21 protein-coding genes, 1 tRNA gene and 1 other RNA gene are annotated in these 17,264 nt (G+C 38.1%); 10 read left to right on the top strand and 13 right to left on the bottom strand.

Translation table 11 applies throughout. The annotated features are described in order from the left end of the window. Nucleotides 1–442 precede the first annotated feature (442 nt). The 3 genes from DZB84_RS16125 to DZB84_RS16115 are packed head-to-tail and all read left to right on the top strand — an operon-like array spanning nucleotide 443 to nucleotide 2,373. Nucleotides 443–1,381: a hypothetical protein gene (locus tag DZB84_RS16125; RefSeq protein ID WP_116353305.1), complete on the top strand. Its 939-nt coding sequence runs from the start codon at nucleotides 443–445 to the stop codon at nucleotides 1,379–1,381. Then, nucleotides 1,371–1,961, top strand: a complete 591-nt coding sequence (locus tag DZB84_RS16120) for a hypothetical protein (RefSeq protein ID WP_116353304.1) — start codon at nucleotides 1,371–1,373, stop codon at nucleotides 1,959–1,961. The genes DZB84_RS16125 and DZB84_RS16120 overlap by 11 nt, the downstream gene beginning before the upstream one ends. Next, a complete protein-coding gene (locus DZB84_RS16115; protein WP_116353303.1) occupies nucleotides 1,945–2,373 on the top strand; it encodes a DUF4275 family protein in 429 nt (142 codons plus the stop codon). The genes DZB84_RS16120 and DZB84_RS16115 overlap by 17 nt, the downstream gene beginning before the upstream one ends. 59 nt (nucleotides 2,374–2,432) lie before the next feature. Here the strand turns inward: DZB84_RS16115 and DZB84_RS16110 are convergent, their stop codons facing one another. The 5 genes from DZB84_RS16110 to DZB84_RS16090 form a co-directional block, all read right to left on the bottom strand. Next, entirely contained in the window at nucleotides 2,433–2,663 is a 231-nt protein-coding gene (locus DZB84_RS16110) for a hypothetical protein (protein ID WP_116353302.1), read from the bottom strand. Continuing rightward, on the bottom strand, nucleotides 2,647–2,991 hold the full coding sequence (locus tag DZB84_RS16105; RefSeq protein WP_116353301.1) for a VOC family protein: 345 nt from the start codon (nucleotides 2,989–2,991) through the stop codon (nucleotides 2,647–2,649). The genes DZB84_RS16110 and DZB84_RS16105 overlap by 17 nt, the downstream gene beginning before the upstream one ends. Before the next feature lie 13 nt (nucleotides 2,992–3,004). Next, the gene (locus tag DZB84_RS16100) at nucleotides 3,005–3,808 is read right to left on the bottom strand and encodes a GNAT family N-acetyltransferase (protein WP_116353300.1); all 804 of its coding nucleotides are present in this window, start codon (nucleotides 3,806–3,808) and stop codon (nucleotides 3,005–3,007) included. 148 nt (nucleotides 3,809–3,956) lie between these two features. Beyond that, nucleotides 3,957–4,730 (bottom strand): class I SAM-dependent methyltransferase, encoded by a 774-nt coding sequence (locus DZB84_RS16095; protein WP_189655269.1) that lies wholly within the window; start codon nucleotides 4,728–4,730, stop codon nucleotides 3,957–3,959. Next, the gene (locus tag DZB84_RS16090; protein ID WP_223254484.1) at nucleotides 4,731–5,156 is read right to left on the bottom strand and encodes an NUDIX hydrolase; all 426 of its coding nucleotides are present in this window, start codon (nucleotides 5,154–5,156) and stop codon (nucleotides 4,731–4,733) included. Between the two features lie 155 nt (nucleotides 5,157–5,311). On the opposite strand from DZB84_RS16090, the gene DZB84_RS16085 reads away from it, so the two are divergent. From DZB84_RS16085 to spoIIP, 3 genes are all read left to right on the top strand, one after another. Next, the gene (locus DZB84_RS16085) at nucleotides 5,312–6,196 is read left to right on the top strand and encodes a YitT family protein (protein ID WP_411266272.1); all 885 of its coding nucleotides are present in this window, start codon (nucleotides 5,312–5,314) and stop codon (nucleotides 6,194–6,196) included. A 40-nt stretch (nucleotides 6,197–6,236) separates the two neighbouring features. Further along, complete coding sequence (locus DZB84_RS16080; RefSeq protein WP_116353299.1) at nucleotides 6,237–6,617, top strand: VOC family protein; 381 nt, start codon at nucleotides 6,237–6,239, stop codon at nucleotides 6,615–6,617. 105 nt (nucleotides 6,618–6,722) lie between these two features. Further along, nucleotides 6,723–7,874, top strand: coding sequence for a stage II sporulation protein P (spoIIP, locus tag DZB84_RS16075; protein ID WP_116353298.1), 1,152 nt, complete (start codon nucleotides 6,723–6,725; stop codon nucleotides 7,872–7,874). A gap of 388 nt (nucleotides 7,875–8,262) precedes the next feature. On the opposite strand, the gene DZB84_RS16070 is transcribed toward spoIIP, so the two are convergent. The 7 genes from DZB84_RS16070 to DZB84_RS16040 all read right to left on the bottom strand — a co-directional run bounded on the left by DZB84_RS16070 (nucleotide 8,263) and on the right by DZB84_RS16040 (nucleotide 13,255). After that, nucleotides 8,263–8,502 carry a hypothetical protein gene (locus DZB84_RS16070; RefSeq protein WP_116353297.1) on the bottom strand — a complete coding sequence of 80 codons (240 nt, stop codon included), beginning with the start codon at nucleotides 8,500–8,502 and terminating at the stop codon, nucleotides 8,263–8,265. A gap of 11 nt (nucleotides 8,503–8,513) precedes the next feature. After that, nucleotides 8,514–9,776 (bottom strand): MFS transporter, encoded by a 1,263-nt coding sequence (locus DZB84_RS16065; protein ID WP_116353296.1) that lies wholly within the window; start codon nucleotides 9,774–9,776, stop codon nucleotides 8,514–8,516. 21 nt (nucleotides 9,777–9,797) lie between these two features. After that, nucleotides 9,798–10,181: a VOC family protein gene (locus DZB84_RS16060; protein WP_116353295.1), complete on the bottom strand. Its 384-nt coding sequence runs from the start codon at nucleotides 10,179–10,181 to the stop codon at nucleotides 9,798–9,800. A 10-nt stretch (nucleotides 10,182–10,191) separates the two neighbouring features. Further along, nucleotides 10,192–10,968, bottom strand: a complete 777-nt coding sequence (locus DZB84_RS16055) for an alpha/beta fold hydrolase (RefSeq protein ID WP_116353294.1) — start codon at nucleotides 10,966–10,968, stop codon at nucleotides 10,192–10,194. Nucleotides 10,969–11,274: 306 nt separating this feature from the next. After that, nucleotides 11,275–12,129 carry an AraC family transcriptional regulator gene (locus tag DZB84_RS16050; protein WP_116353293.1) on the bottom strand — a complete coding sequence of 285 codons (855 nt, stop codon included), beginning with the start codon at nucleotides 12,127–12,129 and terminating at the stop codon, nucleotides 11,275–11,277. Between the two features lie 51 nt (nucleotides 12,130–12,180). Then, nucleotides 12,181–12,627 carry an NUDIX hydrolase gene (locus DZB84_RS16045; RefSeq protein ID WP_116353292.1) on the bottom strand — a complete coding sequence of 149 codons (447 nt, stop codon included), beginning with the start codon at nucleotides 12,625–12,627 and terminating at the stop codon, nucleotides 12,181–12,183. Continuing rightward, the gene (locus DZB84_RS16040; RefSeq protein ID WP_116353291.1) at nucleotides 12,620–13,255 is read right to left on the bottom strand and encodes a Type 1 glutamine amidotransferase-like domain-containing protein; all 636 of its coding nucleotides are present in this window, start codon (nucleotides 13,253–13,255) and stop codon (nucleotides 12,620–12,622) included. The genes DZB84_RS16045 and DZB84_RS16040 overlap by 8 nt, the downstream gene beginning before the upstream one ends. 115 nt (nucleotides 13,256–13,370) lie before the next feature. On the opposite strand from DZB84_RS16040, the gene DZB84_RS16035 reads away from it, so the two are divergent. Further along, nucleotides 13,371–13,913 carry a sigma-70 family RNA polymerase sigma factor gene (locus DZB84_RS16035; protein ID WP_116353290.1) on the top strand — a complete coding sequence of 181 codons (543 nt, stop codon included), beginning with the start codon at nucleotides 13,371–13,373 and terminating at the stop codon, nucleotides 13,911–13,913. Beyond that, nucleotides 13,906–15,216: a DUF4179 domain-containing protein gene (locus DZB84_RS16030; protein WP_116353289.1), complete on the top strand. Its 1,311-nt coding sequence runs from the start codon at nucleotides 13,906–13,908 to the stop codon at nucleotides 15,214–15,216. The genes DZB84_RS16035 and DZB84_RS16030 overlap by 8 nt, the downstream gene beginning before the upstream one ends. Nucleotides 15,217–15,250: 34 nt before the next feature. Here DZB84_RS16030 and DZB84_RS16025 read toward each other — a convergent pair whose 3' ends face one another. Continuing rightward, complete coding sequence (locus DZB84_RS16025; RefSeq protein ID WP_116353288.1) at nucleotides 15,251–16,258, bottom strand: DUF3231 family protein; 1,008 nt, start codon at nucleotides 16,256–16,258, stop codon at nucleotides 15,251–15,253. 236 nt (nucleotides 16,259–16,494) lie between these two features. Between DZB84_RS16025 and ssrS the strand changes: the two genes are divergently transcribed. Next, nucleotides 16,495–16,689, top strand: a non-coding RNA gene (gene ssrS, locus DZB84_RS16020) — 6S RNA. 114 nt (nucleotides 16,690–16,803) lie between these two features. After that, nucleotides 16,804–16,877: transfer RNA gene (locus DZB84_RS16015), tRNA-Arg, on the top strand. The last annotated feature ends 387 nt before the right edge of the window (nucleotides 16,878–17,264 follow it).

Here is a 17,264-nt window from a genome sequence, read left to right as displayed (position 1 = left end):
CATTAGACGTTCTCGCTTCGAAGTTATCGCACTTATTTAGAATTAATATGAAAAAGGAGTCGCTTTCCGAAGAAAATGACTCCTACGCTAGGCTAGAATTGTCTAACTAACATCACAATAACTGGGAGTAAAAGCGTGACGACTACAGATTGTATGAAAGTTAGAATAATATCCTTCTTCCACGGATTGCTTTTTGGATAGCGGTTATTGATCCGTTGAAAAACCAAAAACACGCCCCACCAAATTAGCAACATATAAATGACAGTACTGAAACTATCGTAAAACAATGTCCCAACTCCCCCTTTTCCCCCTAGATCAAATAAGACGGTCTGTATTTTTATTCCATTATCTCACATTTTCAAAAAACTTGAAATTCGTAAAAAATATTCCATTGTCAGATGGTAAAATAGAGTTAGAGGTTTTTAGAATTGGGGGTTTTTATTTGAAGGAGAAAATATTCTGGGCGAGTATTTTTGTCATCATCCTTAGCTATATCGGAAATTATATTTATTTTCATACCAAGCAGTTGGACGCACCCATATTTTTGGAGCATTTTTATGAACTCACTATGAATGAAGAAGATGAGACGGCACTTGCTTTCTATTATTTAACGAATAAATCGGACCCATCCTATGTCAATTTTGTACGAATTGATGGAGTAGAAGCCTATGCTGATTCAAATGTTGATTTTATGTGGGAGTCGCAAGCACCTCAATTTGAACAGGAATATATTCACCATTATTTAAAATCAGTTTATGTTTCAATACCATCTGAATTTGAGGGTGACGGTCCACTATCGTTTTCAGAAATGGAGGTTCATTTTTCGGATGGTAAAACTGTACAAGCGAATATCGGCAAGGTCATTCTTCATAAAAGAATGGAGAACCCAAATGTGTTAGAGACCCGAATAGGTTCGAGCAGTAACCAGCATCGTGAAGAGGAATCAATGGTTGTTTTACAGCCAATAAGTATTGAGAAAGTTGAGATTCCATTTGCGGACGAATTATCTGATGACATTCTGATAAAGGTTGATCTTGAACAAAAAAGATTGGGTGAACTTGAAAAACTCATGACTGGTGCTAATCCACCAACTTGGTTTGAGGAGGAACGAGATAAGGAATGGAGTGACTTGCCTGGTGTTTTACTAAATGAGGACCTACTCCCGCTTAATCTCAAACAAAATGAATGGATTCGTTTCTTGATGCAGTTTAACCCTGAACGGGATAGCTATTTCCAATTTAGTATCAAACTTTTTGGAACTACAGAATCAGGTGAAAAATTCGTGAGGGAGCTTCCGATTAATGATTATCCCGATCTAGACCAGGAGGCAATTAATCGAATCATCAAGACAAAAGAGAGCGGTGAGACCAATGAATTTTAAGCGAATATTTTGGGGTTATATTTTTATTTTACTAGAAATTCATTTGTTTGTTGTTGATATTTTACCAGAACCGATCGGATATTATCTTATTTTTTCAGGAATAGCTGCGGTACCGGTTGAAAACCGCATTGGTAACAAACTTAAAAAGCTGTTAATTGGTCTAATTATTATCAGCATTCCGACTGTGTTTATCCAGCAGAATGCGACTGGAAACGAATTTGGATCATCTGTTGGTACTTCTCTTTTGGATTACTATACATCTTTACTTGAAATTTTAAAATTGATACTTGTTTTCTTTGTCTTTCAATTGATCATGGAGGTTGTCAAAGCAACCAATGATGATTTTTTAGCCCGACGAAGCGCGCAAACATTTAAAATTTATATGACAGTCATGCTGCTCATCACACTTTCACATACCTTTGCAATGAATCTTTCTACTAACATTATGGCAGGGTATTTATTTTTCACGATTCCTGTAGGTCTTATCATGGAGATTATGTTTCTAGTCCTATTATGGAAGTTGCATAAGCATGAGGGGCTTAATAATTGGAGTGATACGTTTAATGGACATTTTCAATAGATTAAGAAATAAAAATATGAAGGTACGGGAACTTCCAAAATGGGGCTCCTACTTACGGAGCGAGTGGGAATCCCATTTTGCTGGGCATCTTAAAGAGTATGAAAAAAAAGCCATTCATTTAAATTCCAGCAACGGTTATTTGTGGCATTTGTTTAGTTACGAAAAAAAGGAGTATTTTGATGGAGCAGTTGCTGAAGACGCTTTTAACAATGAACCAAAGAGTGAATGCTATATTTTCTACCAGCATTGGGATTATGCGCTTCTTGTTGAACATGCAGCAAAAATGAACACAAGTGATTTAGGGGACGAAGTTGATGTTTATGTTGTTGATAAACATTTTCAGTGGACTTTCGTCGTTACGCACGAAACAGGTTTATGCGGTCCCTATTTTAGTAGGATTGAAAAAAACTAAAAATGCCGCAATACACTAGTAAGCTCTAATGTATTGCGGCATTTTCTAATTATGAACTATTAGATTTTCCAATTCCATTTAAAAAAGAGAAAAATAGAATGTACGATTGTCGCGACTATAACTACCGGTAGAACCGGTTGCCAATACACATCCCCTTCATAAATAAAATGTATGACCAAAAGAATTCCGATTCCTAAAATCAGATTCACGATGTATTCCTTTAGCCTCAATGCCTCTGCCTTTTCTCTGAAAATTGCACGCCAACTTTTCTTTTTATTTTCTCTCAACAAGACCAAAACCTACTCCAGTTGGATCGACTAAATACGCTAAATAAAACTTATCAAATTCCATTTTTTCACGAACAATCAGCGCTCCACTATCGACAGCTTTTGTGATTGTATCTTCAATCGAATCAACTTCAATCTGAATTCTGGTGCCGTGCGGATAATCATGGGGACCTTTGCTTATTCCGCCTTGAATTTCTGCTGGACCAGTACTTTTAACGGGCCAAAACCCCCAATTCGGCTCTCCCATTTCCCATCCAAAAACGGTTGAATAGAATTGAACTGCTTTTTCAGGATCTTGACTGCTAATTTCAAAACCTACAACTCTTGCCATTTTTATCTCTCCTTTAGTTCATTTTCCAAATTGCTTTTGTATACCCTATTCTCATGCCTGCTCGTTCCATGTTGTTTTGGCTGACTGAGCCAAATTTTGCCTGACCCACAAATAACCTACAATCCTGTTCCAGCGCTTTTTGCATGCGCTGCTTAATTAGTGCTGTTTGTATACCTTGATTACGAAATTCTGGTAAGGTCGTCGCGGATGCGAGAGTACCAATGCCATTTTTTGAAAATAAAACCCCAATTCCAGCAGGTTCATCCTCAATGCATGCAAGAAAGAAAGTCCAATTTTCATCGTTGTATAGAACTTGATTATTTTGAGCGACACCATCTTTTAAGAATGAAGGCATCCCAAAACCCTTTGTATACATTTCGGCATACAAAGCGAACTCATCCTTTTTTAATTCACGGATTGTGACTTTGGAAAGGTTTTCAGACTCAGGTAATGGATAAAGCTCTGAATAGAGAGTTGTATGAAAGTCATGTTGATACAGTCCTTTGTTACTCAGGTGCGTAAGTAATTCTGAAGAAACATGACCGGGTGTAAGTTCAAATCGAACCGGAATGTCCTTTTGTTTGTAAAAGTGTAGGATTGGTTCTATGAATTTTTCATCTCCATCTGATAGCCCCTTTACCGTATTGAAAGAAGGCCCTGGAATGTTCTTAACTGAAAAGACTGTTGCCCTTCCAAACTGTTTAATTTCGACGCCCATTGGATTTCCTTCGATTGCTTGGATCGCCGTTAGTCTTGATTTCAACACCTCAATTTCAGATGTTTCTAAGGCTTGTGCTAACTTTTTCGTAATGACCACTATGCCACTTCCTTTTTGATGGTCTTATAAAATTTCTAATATTGAGGAATGTTGTGTCAAAAAATAGTTTTAAAATCTATCGAAGTGGGCTTAATAAGATACCTAATCAAAAAAGAACTTGTTGAATAACCCACTATATTTCTATTTATTACTCGTAAGCCTTTCTACATACATAGATTATTTGCTGGCTGTCTTCTGTCAGCGGTGTTTCGTTCCAATCCTTGTAAACTCCTACTATCTCAAATCCGTTTCCTTTTAGAAGTCTATCCATTTCTTGTGGGAATACATATCGCAATTTGATATTGGTTTTCTTTTCATCCATCATTTTGCCACAGGCATCTCTTTGTCTTCTAATGGTTATGTAGTGTTGAACCTGTTGAATCGTGTTATAGTTACTAATCGTGTACACATCTACTAATTTTCCGTTTTCATTCTTGTAACTTCGCCAATACTCTTCAGTAGAAGGTTGAAGCAATTCATCTGGACTTGGAAACCTCGTACCGAAGATGAATATCCCCCCTTTTTCAAGGTGGTTATACACGGATTGAAGCAATTGGTCTTGAGCTTCGTTCGTAAGAAAATGCTGAAAAGAGTTTCCTACCATATAAATGAACGGACTTTTTACACCTAATTGAAGCTTTGTGCAATCCTGTTCAACCCACTCGATGTTTAGGGTCGTCGTTTCTGTTTTTCTTTTTGCTTGAGTAAGCATGCCATTATGTATATCTACCCCAATAAGGGAGTGTCCCGCTTGTGCCAGGGGTATGGTTGCTCGACCTGTTCCACACGCTAAATCAATGATTGGGCCGCTCACTTTTGTAGCCCATTTTTGTAAAAAGTTAACGTCGTCTTGGAAAGAATCGTTTTCTTTGTCATAAAGAAACGGATCCTCGTACTCCTCAAAGTTGTCAATTTGGTTCATTTATTCTGCTCCTTGTTTCAAATGCTTCTCTATAATGATCCTTGCCCTCTCATCCAAATTGTTTGGAATTTCTTCTGTTGAAAAGAATCGAAGGTCTAAGCTTTCTCCATCGTTTGCTTTTAACTCACCACTTATTTCACTTGCTATAAATAACGCGATCACATTATAGACTTCATCACCATTTGGATATTTAAAGTAAAGTTCCTTACCAGATAACGTATCAATGTGTTTATATTTTTTGGCAACTAGTCCAGTTTCTTCGAATAATTCTCTTTTCGCTGTCTCCTCAAGGCTTTCTCCAGGATCCATTGCACCACCTGGCAAACCCCATTCGTGAGTATCTGACCGATGCTGTAAAAGGATTTTATCTTCATGGTCTTTTACGATTATTGTAGAACCAACCAAAATGAAAAGTCTATTTCCAATTCATTTTCTAATTTCTCTAGTGTAATCTCCCATACCCCACCCCTTGCACAACTAATCTTTATACTATTTTCCACATAAAGGTAGTAATTTCCTTCTAAAATTGTAAGCAAACCTATGATTTATGGTAATATTAAAAAGGAAATTCTATCTTGAAATTGAAAGGCTTGGTTTTTGTGGTAAAAACAAAGAAAAAACGGGTGTTAACAGAGATTAAACAGCTTATTATGATTACCATCGGGGCTCTTATCGCGGGCTTTGGGTTGGAACTTTTTTTAGTACCAAATAATATTTTGGATGGTGGGGTAATTGGTCTTTCCATCATAGCATCAAAGATATTTGGTGTTCCGATGAGTATCTTTCTGATTGTTTTAAATATCCCGTTCCTGTTTCTTGGATATCGAAAAATGGGAACAAAGTTTACTTTACATACGTTATTTGGAGTTTTAGTTTTATCAGCATTTACTGCGTATTTACATCATTTTGAACCTGTAACAAATGATTTATTTTTAGCAACAGTGATTGGCGCGGTTATTTTAGGTACAGGTGTCGGGTTAGTCATTCGGACTGGTGGGGCATTGGATGGTACTGAAATTTTGGCCATCATTGTGAGTAAGAAGCGCCCAGTGTCTGTTGGACAAACGGTTATGATCATGAATGTGTTTATTTTTATCCTTGCTGCCTTACTCGTATTCAGTTGGGAAACAGCCATGTACTCCATTATTACTTATTACATCGCGTTTAAAATGATTGATATTGTGGTTGAAGGTATCGAGGAATTAAAATCAGTAACGATTATTTCAGACACGCCTGATGTGCTTGCTACTGAATTGAACAAGGTTCTAGGTCGTGGAATTACCTTTATTCATGGTGAAGGGGCCTACACAAATGAACCCAGAAAAATTATTTATACAATCGTCAGCCGGATTGAACTCTCTACACTAAGGGAAATTGCACATGAAATTGACCCAAGTGCATTAATTGCAATCGAAAATATGGCAGATGTAACGGGTAGTAATTTCGGTAACGGTGAGGGACATTAAAGAGTAAATCTTTACAATCTAAAGATAATGGGTGATAACATTGATTAATAAAATTGGAAAAATTACGGTTTATGTCGAAGACCAAGAACAAGCTAAAGACTTCTGGGTCAACAAACTTGGTTTTGTTTTAAAGTTGGAACAACCAATGGGGCCTGACTTTTTCTGGATTGAGGTTGGACCTAGTGGTGAAGATGAGTTCACAACATTGGTTCTATATTCAAAGGCGGCTATGGAACAGCATGACCCATCAAAGGTTTCACATCCATCCGTTCTTTTCAGCACTACTGACATTGATGCAGCTTATGAAAAAATGAAGCAAAATGACGTAAAGGTCGGGGAAATGCTGAGATTGCCGTTCGGCACGATGTTCTCCTTCTATGATCAAGATGGAAATGAGTATTTGTTAAGAGAAGATAAATAAGATACATAGACAAAGCATGGGTGCACCATGCTTTTTTCATTTGAAAGATTCTATTTTGGTCCTCTTCCTCATATATATGTCCAAAAGACATAAAGGACGGATATCATGAAAAGTACTGAATATGGGCCAATTTTTATTTCAAGAATTGCCTTTATGTTTATCTTAACGGTATTCATATGTTTCGTAGCTGCTTCAAGCATATCCTCTGTTAAAAAAGAATGGATTAATTTTCGTCAATTTGATAGTAACATTCGAACTCTTCCGACCGATGCTTTTGTTAAACTGCTTGGATTTGAGAATGCTTATTTCGGACAAACCTTAAGTGAAGAACCAGAATCTATCACCAAAATGTTGGTAGAATCAACCCTTCAATTTAAGTATGGGGATTTACGAAGTTTTTTCGGTAATGAACTCCCTGGATTATCGATGTACCATACCGAAATTCTGATTTCTAGGGATGGCACAAATTATACCAATCTTCCATACGAATCAGCACCTCCTTTAGATGATTTACTGCAGGAAAGGGAAATGGCGCAGAAGGAATTGGAAGAACTAAATAAGGAAGATCCGAAAACACCACCAGTCAATCTAGCAACCGATAGAAAGGTGCTTATTTATCACTCACATAGTTATGAATCCTACCTTCCGCTTCTTGGGCTTACAGGCGACCCTGATATGAATAAAGCGGTGGACTCTAAAACAAACATTACACTTGTTGGCGACCTACTTGGTAAGGAGCTAGAAAAATACGGAATTGGTTCTGTTGTTGATACTACGAATATTGGACAGGAATTGAAGAAAAAAGGCTGGGATACCACCCAATCTTATGCAATCTCACGAGGAATCGTTCAATCGGCAATGGCAAGTAACTCTGATATTGACTTTTTAATCGATCTACACCGTGATAGTATGCGAAAAGATGTGACAACTGTTTCAATCAACAATAAACCATATGCAAAAGTCTTTTTTGTTGTCGGAAAAGCAAGTAGTCATTTTGAACAAAGTTATGCATTAGCTGAATCTCTAGACAAGGCAATCGAATCGCAGTTTCCTGGAATTAGTCGGGGTGTGGTTGCGAAGGGACTGAATCAAGGAAATGGAGTATATAATCAAGATCTAGCGGAGAACTCCATTCTCATTGAAATCGGTGGAGTCGATAATGATATGAAGGAATTAAAAAATACGGTTGAGGCACTTGCGAAAGTGATAAGTGAACACATTATCGATGCAGAAAAAGTGAACGCCTCTCATGAATAAAGAGCTACTCTTTTGGTTGATTTGGTTGTTTGTCTCAACCCTGATTTGCTTTTTTTACTTGCCCTTTGGTTACACCCTTGCAGCGTTTTTGACTGGGATTGTTATGTGCAGCAAGGCTTTGATTAAACAATCGATTGCGGAAAACAAAAAACAACGGGGGTAGATGGCTTCCGTTGTTTTGTTACTATTTTCTTGAACTTTAAACCTTGTTAATTCAACATTCCCAATTGATTCATTCCAAACCATCTATTAATAAAAGACGATTAACTTGAAAAGAAAAATGAAGATACATACAATAATTACTTCTACTAGAAAGGTTTAAAGATTTAATTCATTTTGTTCCCAACGTATGAGTGCTAGAGCAAAGACAACCCCAACATACATCATGTCATTTACCTTCTTCTTTTTCCTGCTTCATTTTTTCGTATTCAAGCCAGTCTACCTCTTTTACTTTTCGAAACTCTCTTCCGCATTTTTTACATGCGTAGTTTGGTGGTATTAAAAATGGTAGCCAACAAATAACGAATCCGTATGGAACTAAAAGCAATAAAACAGCAGCTGGAATTTTGAACATAAAAAAGTTCTTTTTCACTAGCATATCTGATTCACAATGCAGACAAAGTTTCATAGAGTCTCTCCTTATTTATCTACTGTCATCTGAGGACTCTGAGCGATGAGGGTAGCTTGTTTTTTTATAATTATAACGAATAATGTTGCGACAATGCAAAGGACTCCTGCCGATAGAAACGTGATGGTGTAACTATGGAAGACATCATAGAAGTAGCCACCTAAATACGCTGCAACACCTGATCCGATTTGGTGTGCTGCAAATACCCATCCATATACAATGGGTCCATTTTCCTTCCCGAAAAAGTCGGCTGCAAGTCTTACTGTTGGTGGCACAGTAGCAATCCAGTCCAGTCCGTAGAATACGGCAAATGCGATGAGCATTACATAGGATTGCATCTGGAGTGCGTAAGGCAACACGAGTAATGATAGACCACGAAGTCCATAAAACCAGAATAACAGCCACCTGTTGTCGAATCGATCAGATAGCCACCCGGCGATCATCGTTCCAATAATATTAAAGATACCCATGAATGCGAATATACTCGCTGCATGTACCTCGGGAATTCCATGATGGGTTGAGGCTGGAATAAAATGTGTACCTAAAAGTCCTGCCGTGGATAAGCCACAGATGAAGAAACTGCCCGATAATAACCAAAAAGGGCCAGATCGCACTCCAATCCAAAGCACCTCAAAGGCTGATAGAATGGGGTTCTTTTTATTTTCAGTTTTTGTCTCCTCCTTAGTGGCACCGTACGGAAGAAGTCCTTTATCCCGCGGATGATCCTTCATCCAGATTAAAATGATCGGAGTGATCAGGAGACCAAGTCCTATAAACACAGTCATTCCCACCCGCCAGGAATATTCCTCCGTTAAAAATGATAGGAGCGGTAGAAAGATCATTTGCCCCGCCGCGGTTGCAGCCATAAGCAAGCCTAGCACCATTCCACGCTTTTCTTCAAACCAAATCGTTGCGATATTTGCGGAAAGTACGGATAAAAACACGCCCGAACCGATGCCAATAACGACTCCCCAGATGAGATGAAGCTGCCAAATATGTGTCATAAGGAGGCTAGTGATTAACCCGATAACTAACAGGACCATCGAATAGGACATGATTTTGCGAACACCTAATCTCTCAAGTCCTGCAGCAATGAACGGTCCTGATATACCATATAGTATAAGGTTAATGGCAAATGCAAATGAAATGGAAGAACGGCTCCAATCAAATTCCTGTTCGAGCGGAATCAAAATAACTCCTGTTATGGAGCGTATCCCCGCTGCAATTAACACTGCAACAAACGTAATCCAAACCACAACCCAGCCATAATGCATGGTCAGCTCTCCTTCTTGTATTTAAAGATTTTCGTAGATTTCAATGAGGTTGCCGGCTGGGTCTCGGAAATGTGCAACCTTTAGCATCCAGTCCACTTGCTCATGCGGCTGTGTAATAAACTCAAGTTTCTCTTTCATTTTTTCATATGTATCCTCAACACTTTCCACTTTAAAAATCAATGTTGTTTTATCTTGATTCTCTACTAATGGTACATATTCAGCACCAATCGCTTCCACCAGTTGTTTTCTTTCAAAAAGACCAAGCTTTACCCCACCGATACCGGTAAAATCGGCATATCGGGAATTTTCGTCTCCCCATGAAACCTCAAAACCTAGTATGTCTCGGTAGAATATAAAACATTCTTTATAGTTATCTACTAACAGACGGATATGTGTTAAATTCATTTGGTCCTCCTCAGCTTATTGGTTTACATTCTACAGGTACTTCACCTTCATTGGTCCATGTTTCAATCATTTTATTGAAAAAGTCCGGCATCGCCATCGAAACCCCGTGACCCATGTTTGGAATAAGGACACCTTTAGTATTTTGGTTTGCTTTTACGATGTCATTGGCTGATTTTTTCATAATAGACTTTTCTTGATCACCAACAGTTACCAATATGTTAGTGGTTGCTTTTTCAAAATCAGCTGGGATTGTGAACGACATGTTCTCCTCTAAGACACTTGTTAGAGCGTCGGCAGTGATTTGGCAGCTTTCTTCATAGTATCTTTCGAAATAATCGTCACCGACATATAATGTTTTTGCTTGGAGTTTGGAAAACCATCTTTTTTTAATGAGCGGAACAGATAGTTTGATAGTCGGACGAATCCACTTTTTCGCATAATACATCGGTCTTACTAGGGCACTATTAATGATTGCAATATCAATTAAGTCAGGTTTCATACTTAGAAGCTGAACGATAATTTGAGCACCTAGGGAAAATCCTATCAGGATTACTTTCTTACCATTTGATTTCTCTTCAATTAAAGATATAACTCTTTCTGCACTGTCTTTGATTGAAAAAGGAATCTCAATGCTTTTCCCGTGACTAGGTAAGTCTGGAACGAGGCAATGGTATTGGGAAAAATACTGTACCTGTTTATCCCACATCCAGCCACTCACCCCACCACCATGCAGAAAGACCATTAGAGGCGCACTCGTATCGCCGTATTCTTGATAAAGTAGATTCATAAGAGTCACCTCAGTTTCTGTTTCTATTATATGTTTTTCAAAAATTTCTGTCTAATCGTAATGTTCGTGGGTTGGATTAAACTTTCAGCTACTAACCAGAAAGTCAAATTATTGTCTGAAAATCTTTTTTATTAGCTATATATCGCATTTATTAGCTATATTTTTGGATTATCAGCCAAAAATTGTCCTGACGACTATTTTTTTTACATACATTACCCAAATTTTAGAATCAACTTTTTAGTTACTGCCACTATCTCAAATAGCCCAATAACAAGAGCCCCAAGGAATCTCCTTGGGGCTCTCACATTACTTCACCGGTATCCAAATTTCCGAGTAATAATTAGGTTCATATGCGTTTCCAGCTGGGTACAGTTCGAACTCAGCTGTCCCGGCATACTCATAGCCACTTGATGGGAACCATTCTGAGTAGATTTTTTTCCACGCATCCTGCATTGCGTTTGGCATTGCGCCATGAACCTCGAATACAGCCCATTTTGATGCTGGAATGTCTAATACGTCAAACTTTCCTGATTCGCCATCTACATTTTCCACCGCAACCCAATAATCGATTGCTCTGACGTTTGGCTCACTCACACAGACTCCCAAAATCCCATTTATTTCGCCGTTATTCAGTGGAATCAAGGCATCACAGGTACCGTCTGTATTCACTTCGTCCCATAACTTCGGAATCCTACTGAGATGTTCATCATTCACACATGAAAAATGTCGCTTAACACCTACTGCTTTAAATCCTTCCTTCTCAACAATACGATACTTCACTGGATCTGCTCCTTTCAAACTCACCTGGATGACCAGGCGGCTATAAGATTGCAGCTTTCCAATCCCCTTTCGAACGTCGCTTGGCGTTACACCATGCTGCTTCCGAAAAGCTTTTGTAAAAGCCTCGGGAGTGTCGTAGCCATATTTGTAGGCTAGATCAATAATCTTTGTTTCAGTTTTTGTTAATTCCTCAGCTGCAAGTGTTAACCGGCGGCGACGGAGGTAATCGCCCACTGTGATGTCTGTTAAAATCGAAAACGTGCGTTGAAAGTGAAACGGTGATGCATTCGCATGCCCTGCGATTTCCTCGATTGTCACATCCTCAAGCAAATGGTCCTCCATAAAATCAATTGCATTTTGTAATGATTCTAGCCAACTCATTCTCCCTCACTCCTTACCTCAATTCTATCTGCCAATCGTTTTTCCATCCTGTCATTTTGTGCTAAGTGAGGACAGATATTTGATAAAAAAACTTCGGGTATCATCGTGAGTGAGTTTGTCCAACACCACATTTTTCGTTAGAAATTGAAGTTCCGCGATTTCTTCATCCATCGGGGACAAATTCTCTAAAACACCTGTGTATTCAACCAAGAACATCGTTGTCTCTTGGCGCTCAAACCCAATTTTCAGTTTCATTTTTTCCGGAAAAGCAAAACAAATTTTCTCTTCAAACTCCTTTGCAATTAAAAAATCAGTTGAACCGGTTTCTTCTTTAAGTTCACGGAGCATCGCATGTCGAGGTGATTCATCACTATCTTCAATTCCACCCTTAATGAAATCCCACTCACCTGGTATCTTTTCCGAACCGATTTTTATTTTTTGAACGAGGAGAATTTGATCATCCTTATAGACAATTGCCCCCACCGCTTGTCTAATCATAGAGATGAGGCTCACCTCCCTCGTGTTCGACCAACTGTCCATTTTTAAAATAAATCCCAGAGTTTTCATCGATTCCGTAGCCAGGAACATTCATTTTTGAAACCGCCTCAATCAGGTTCTTCTCTTCGTTCCATTCTGAAAAGTGGACGGATATGACACAGTTTTTTAACAAGCCTAAGCCTAGTAAATATAGCTGTTCTTGTTGCAGCGCATCTTCTGGTGAGATAACACAATGTTCACAGGAGACTAAAGTTCCCGCTGAAAATCCAGCAACAGGAACGCCTTCATCAAACATTTTTCGAATGATATCACCTACGGGAGTATCGACAATATAAGTATGGTAAAGCTCGGTTACCCCGCCGCCAATAATGATCCCGCTGCATGTTTCAAGCTGAGCCAGTTGGTCATGAGTTGGTTTTTCCGAAAGTGCAAAATAATAAAAATCACGCACTCCATTTTCTTCTAAAACCTTCGTGTAGCTCGGCATATATTCTTGCCAGCCTGGTCGCTCAAGATATAAAATCGCAATCTTAGCAGTCTGATTTCCAGAAAGGTTCGCAAACTGTTCCCCTAATTTATCAGTAAAAGGAGGTCCTCCCCCAAACAAAAATAGATGTGTTTCTGTCATTTTTATCTTCCGCCCTTTTTTGAAAATGATAAGATTTATATGTATTTCGATAATAACGACTAAAATCCTTTTTAAATTTGAAACGTTTTGTATGACTCAATTCTCTAACTAATAGATGAAAGGAGGAAGAGTTTTGAATATCAGTAAACTGGTTGCAAAGGCAAAAAAGGGAAATAACCGTGCATTTCAGGAATTAATTGATACCGAAAAAACGAAGCTTTATAAAATGGCCTATTTGTATATGAAAAATGAGGATGATGCACTTGAGGTGTTCCAGGAAACAGTTTATAAGGCCCTCACCTCGCTTAAGGATTTAAAAAATGATACATATTTTTCAACTTGGATTACTCGAATTTTAATTAATACTGCGATTGATCAGCTTCGCAGGAAAAAAAGAGTGATTCCTATGGAACGAGATTTCCTTGAAAGCAAGGCTCCTTCGTACACAGATAAGGAAGCCGATTCCGACTTATTGAACGCCATAAAAGGATTAGATGAAAAATATAAAACCGTTTTAGTTTTACGATTTTACAGGGATTTCACAATCAAGCAAATCGCTGAATTTCTTGATTGTCCAGAAGGAACTGTGAAAACAAATATACACCGTGGGATTGCCCTATTGCGAGATCAATTAAAGGAGGTCATTGTGAATGAGTAAACATTACCCTGAATTTAATAAAGAACTCGAAAAGATTCATGTGCCCGTTGAGAAGCTTGATCGCATTATTCTACAAACAATAAATGAAAACAATAAGCAGAAACCACGACGCAAAAAAATAATCTTAACAACCATCGGATCAGTTGCTGCAGCCTTTATCCTGTTTTTAGGGTCGGCTACTTTTTCACCGACATTAGCCAAGGTTGCGTCTGAAATTCCTTTAGTCGGAACGTTTTTCAATGAGTCCAGTGATGAAGGGCTGCAAATCGCAGGAAAAAGTGGGCTTACTCAAGTCGTTAACCAGAAAGCAAAAGATAATGGTGTGAAACTAACCATGAATGAAATTTTTTATGATGGGACTCGGCTAACATTTGGCATGACCCATGAGTCCCTCTTTGCAATTGGAGATTTCGAGCGACCGACCATTTTGGTAAATGGGCAAGAGATTAATTTTAGTGCAGGTACCTCTGGAAAATTTATTAACCCATCTAAATATGAAATAGTCATGGATATTAAGCCGACTGAAGATCTGCCGGAAGAGTTTGATATGAAGGTCATCATTGATGCTGTTGGGCTAATACCGGGGAATTGGGAATTTGAATTTCCGGTGAAGCAATCAAATGAAGTGACAGTTATTCAACTTAACAAAACAAATGTTATTTATGATGCAGAAGTGACTGTTGAGACTATAAAGCTCGGTCCAGCAGGGACAGATTTAGCGATTCAAATAAAATCGGATCCAAATAATACAAAAATTGACCCATATTTGGATTTAAATTTTGCTATGATCGATGAGCAGGGTAGAGTGCTACGAAGTCTTTCTAGCAGTGGGCATGGCGATAAGATCGACGGAGTTGAGGTTGCAAACCTTGATTATCTTTATACGCCAATTAAAGATGGAGTGAAAAGGCTGACGATTCTACCTTACAAGATTCCTATGGGTATGGGAGCTGTTGATGATGTATCTGTTTCATTAAATGAAACACTTCCATTAACGCTCGACCAAGGCGAGGTAGGAAAAATAACAGTAACGGATGTTGAGTTTCTTGATGATAAAACCGTTGTATATTTTGAATTGCATAGTGAGTTCCCATTTGACGATAACTTAACGATGAATCGAACATGGTTAGAATCAAAGGATGGTAAGGATTTATCGTTCCAAGACAATCCTTTTGCGAAACGAATTAAAGGGAATCTTTTCACGCAGGAATTTGAAGCGACAAAGACTAAAGATGTCAAATTTAAGGCTACTAAAATCCCTAAACCAATTACGTTCGAACCTTTTGAAATTACATTACCTTAAACGGAAAAGTCAGGCCCTGTGCCTGACTTTTTTGTTATTCATTATCCGCAAGTGCTTTTCTGTCAACAGCATGTGGCGGTTTTTCAAACCATCCCTCATCAATCATAATATTAGCGCCATCTTCAACATAACGCCCAATATCCAAAATGAATTTACTAAACATTATTCCAAGGTCTCTTCTGCCGTTTAGTGACATTGCATTCGCATAGGATCGAATCTTCATCGAGAACATATCGATTTTATGGAATGTCATTAGCTTATCTGAGAATGGTGGAATCGTCGAAGCCTCGACTAAATCATCAAGTAAGGGATGCCCTGGCAAATTTTCTTCATGAAGTTTTGCCAAACAATCTTTAATATGGTCCATGGTAATCTCTTTACCACGGAGCATAAATTCCTTCACTTTTTTACGCTCTGCCACTTGGCTGAATCCCATCAATAGTCCTTTACTTGCTACATTGTTTTCAAGATTATCTTGAAGATGTGCAATTTCTAAAGCATGGAGAGGTCTAACGTCACCAAAAAATCCAGCTAAATAGCTCTGTTTTTCTACAAAAGTTACTTCTTTCGGGATTGGTATAACCGGTGGTTTCGTTAAAAAGCCCTTTTTTTCTAATGTTTCATTTAAATCAACTAAAAAATTGACCGTGTCCAGATCGAATTTGATTACCGCATCCCTTATGTCTGGTCGGATCATCATTGGGATCGCTGTAGAGTAAAGACTTAGCCCTGCTTTCGCCGTATACTTTAGATAATGAAGATAAAATTCGTCAGCGAACAACCTAGGGGCTTCCATGTTTACATCTTTTTTGATATCAAATCCAATGGGAATTGGGAAGTTTTCTTTATAATATATCTTCGTAATGTCCTCGATAATTTTTTGACTAATGCTTTTTGCTTTTTTTAAGATTTCCATGATGTCAGGATCCTGACAATGTTTTTGAAAATAGGTTAACACGCAAATAGCCATTGTGTTCCCCATATAAACCGCCCAAAGCTTTCCCATTTCAGCTGAAGTTAGTTGTTCGTTGTTGGGTTTCATTTCCTATCTCCTCATTACTTTTTTATCTAGTATTTTGCAAGATGAGCGGATGTATTCAAGAATCTAGCCTTTCGAAATATTTTTCGACATTATTCCCTCGTATCTACATGAATGGTTGCTGTTTCATTGGGGTTTGAAGCTACACCCCATTTTATCCGAAAAATCAAATGACAAAGTTCAACATTTTGGATGATTTTTACATTTGATTTCCTCGATTCAATCATGTAGTATACAAATACAAGCTACATTGTTCGTAATCATAATAAAGTTTAACCTTTGAGCTGAAATAGGGAGTTTAACATTGAAACTGGAATGGCAGGTCTTCGTCCATGGCGACATGAAGGACATACAGGAACGTTTCTGCAAACACCCACTTTGAGGAGTGGTGGTTTTAAACTTTCTTAGGGTATTACGGCAATTGTGGCTTTTCCATTTTAATGCCAATCCATTTTCCAACAGGGGGATGGATTTTTTATTTGGCATTCATATGTCTTGACCGTTCATACCAATTAATTCTATAATTATATTCTGTAGAATATTTTTATGTCCCAGTAGCTCAGTAGGATAGAGCGACAGCCTCCTAAGCTGTAGGTCGTTGGTTCGATTCCAATCTGGGACGCTAAGAAGATTGACCATAAATCTTGATGATTCGAGGATTTTATGGTCTTTTTTATGGGATATTATTGATATAGAAAAAAATTAGCTGTTGGTGGCGGATTGGTGACGAATTTGATTTTTAGTGATTTTTTAGACTGCATTTCCTATCTATTTCAGCACATTTTAAATGGTGATATTTGATACTTGAACAAAAAAATTTATTTAAGAAAAAAATAAAACTCAGCCATAAAACTAAACCATTTTTTTTGGAATATCCACACCTGTTTATTGCAAAATAAAAGTGCAGAGCTTTGCAACGAAAAAATGCAGAGTCCTGCACTTTATTTAATGAGTGCATAAAAAAAGACTTGCCAGTCACCCCAAGTCCCACTACATTAATTGTGTCGAG

This window comes from Bacillus sp. HNG (assembly GCF_003400205.1).
Taxonomy (GTDB): domain Bacteria; phylum Bacillota; class Bacilli; order Bacillales; family Bacillaceae_L; genus Ferdinandcohnia.
This window is presented reverse-complemented; position numbering and strand designations above follow the sequence as displayed.

Coding starts and splice junctions, on each gene's coding strand:
- DZB84_RS16120 (WP_116353304.1), top strand. CDS start 1,371: ATGAATTTTAAGCGAATATTTTGGGGTTATATTTTTATTTTACTAGAA.
- DZB84_RS16115 (WP_116353303.1), top strand. CDS start 1,945: ATGGACATTTTCAATAGATTAAGAAATAAAAATATGAAGGTACGGGAA.
- DZB84_RS16105 (WP_116353301.1), bottom strand. CDS start 2,991: ATGGCAAGAGTTGTAGGTTTTGAAATTAGCAGTCAAGATCCTGAAAAA.
- DZB84_RS16095 (WP_189655269.1), bottom strand. CDS start 4,730: ATGAACCAAATTGACAACTTTGAGGAGTACGAGGATCCGTTTCTTTAT.
- spoIIP (WP_116353298.1), top strand. CDS start 6,723: ATGAAAAGTACTGAATATGGGCCAATTTTTATTTCAAGAATTGCCTTT.
- DZB84_RS16070 (WP_116353297.1), bottom strand. CDS start 8,502: ATGAAACTTTGTCTGCATTGTGAATCAGATATGCTAGTGAAAAAGAAC.
- DZB84_RS16065 (WP_116353296.1), bottom strand. CDS start 9,776: ATGCATTATGGCTGGGTTGTGGTTTGGATTACGTTTGTTGCAGTGTTA.
- DZB84_RS16060 (WP_116353295.1), bottom strand. CDS start 10,181: ATGAATTTAACACATATCCGTCTGTTAGTAGATAACTATAAAGAATGT.
- DZB84_RS16055 (WP_116353294.1), bottom strand. CDS start 10,968: ATGAATCTACTTTATCAAGAATACGGCGATACGAGTGCGCCTCTAATG.
- DZB84_RS16050 (WP_116353293.1), bottom strand. CDS start 12,129: ATGAGTTGGCTAGAATCATTACAAAATGCAATTGATTTTATGGAGGAC.
- DZB84_RS16045 (WP_116353292.1), bottom strand. CDS start 12,627: ATGATTAGACAAGCGGTGGGGGCAATTGTCTATAAGGATGATCAAATT.
- DZB84_RS16040 (WP_116353291.1), bottom strand. CDS start 13,255: ATGACAGAAACACATCTATTTTTGTTTGGGGGAGGACCTCCTTTTACT.
- DZB84_RS16035 (WP_116353290.1), top strand. CDS start 13,371: ATGAAAGGAGGAAGAGTTTTGAATATCAGTAAACTGGTTGCAAAGGCA.
- DZB84_RS16030 (WP_116353289.1), top strand. CDS start 13,906: ATGAGTAAACATTACCCTGAATTTAATAAAGAACTCGAAAAGATTCAT.
- DZB84_RS16025 (WP_116353288.1), bottom strand. CDS start 16,258: ATGAAACCCAACAACGAACAACTAACTTCAGCTGAAATGGGAAAGCTT.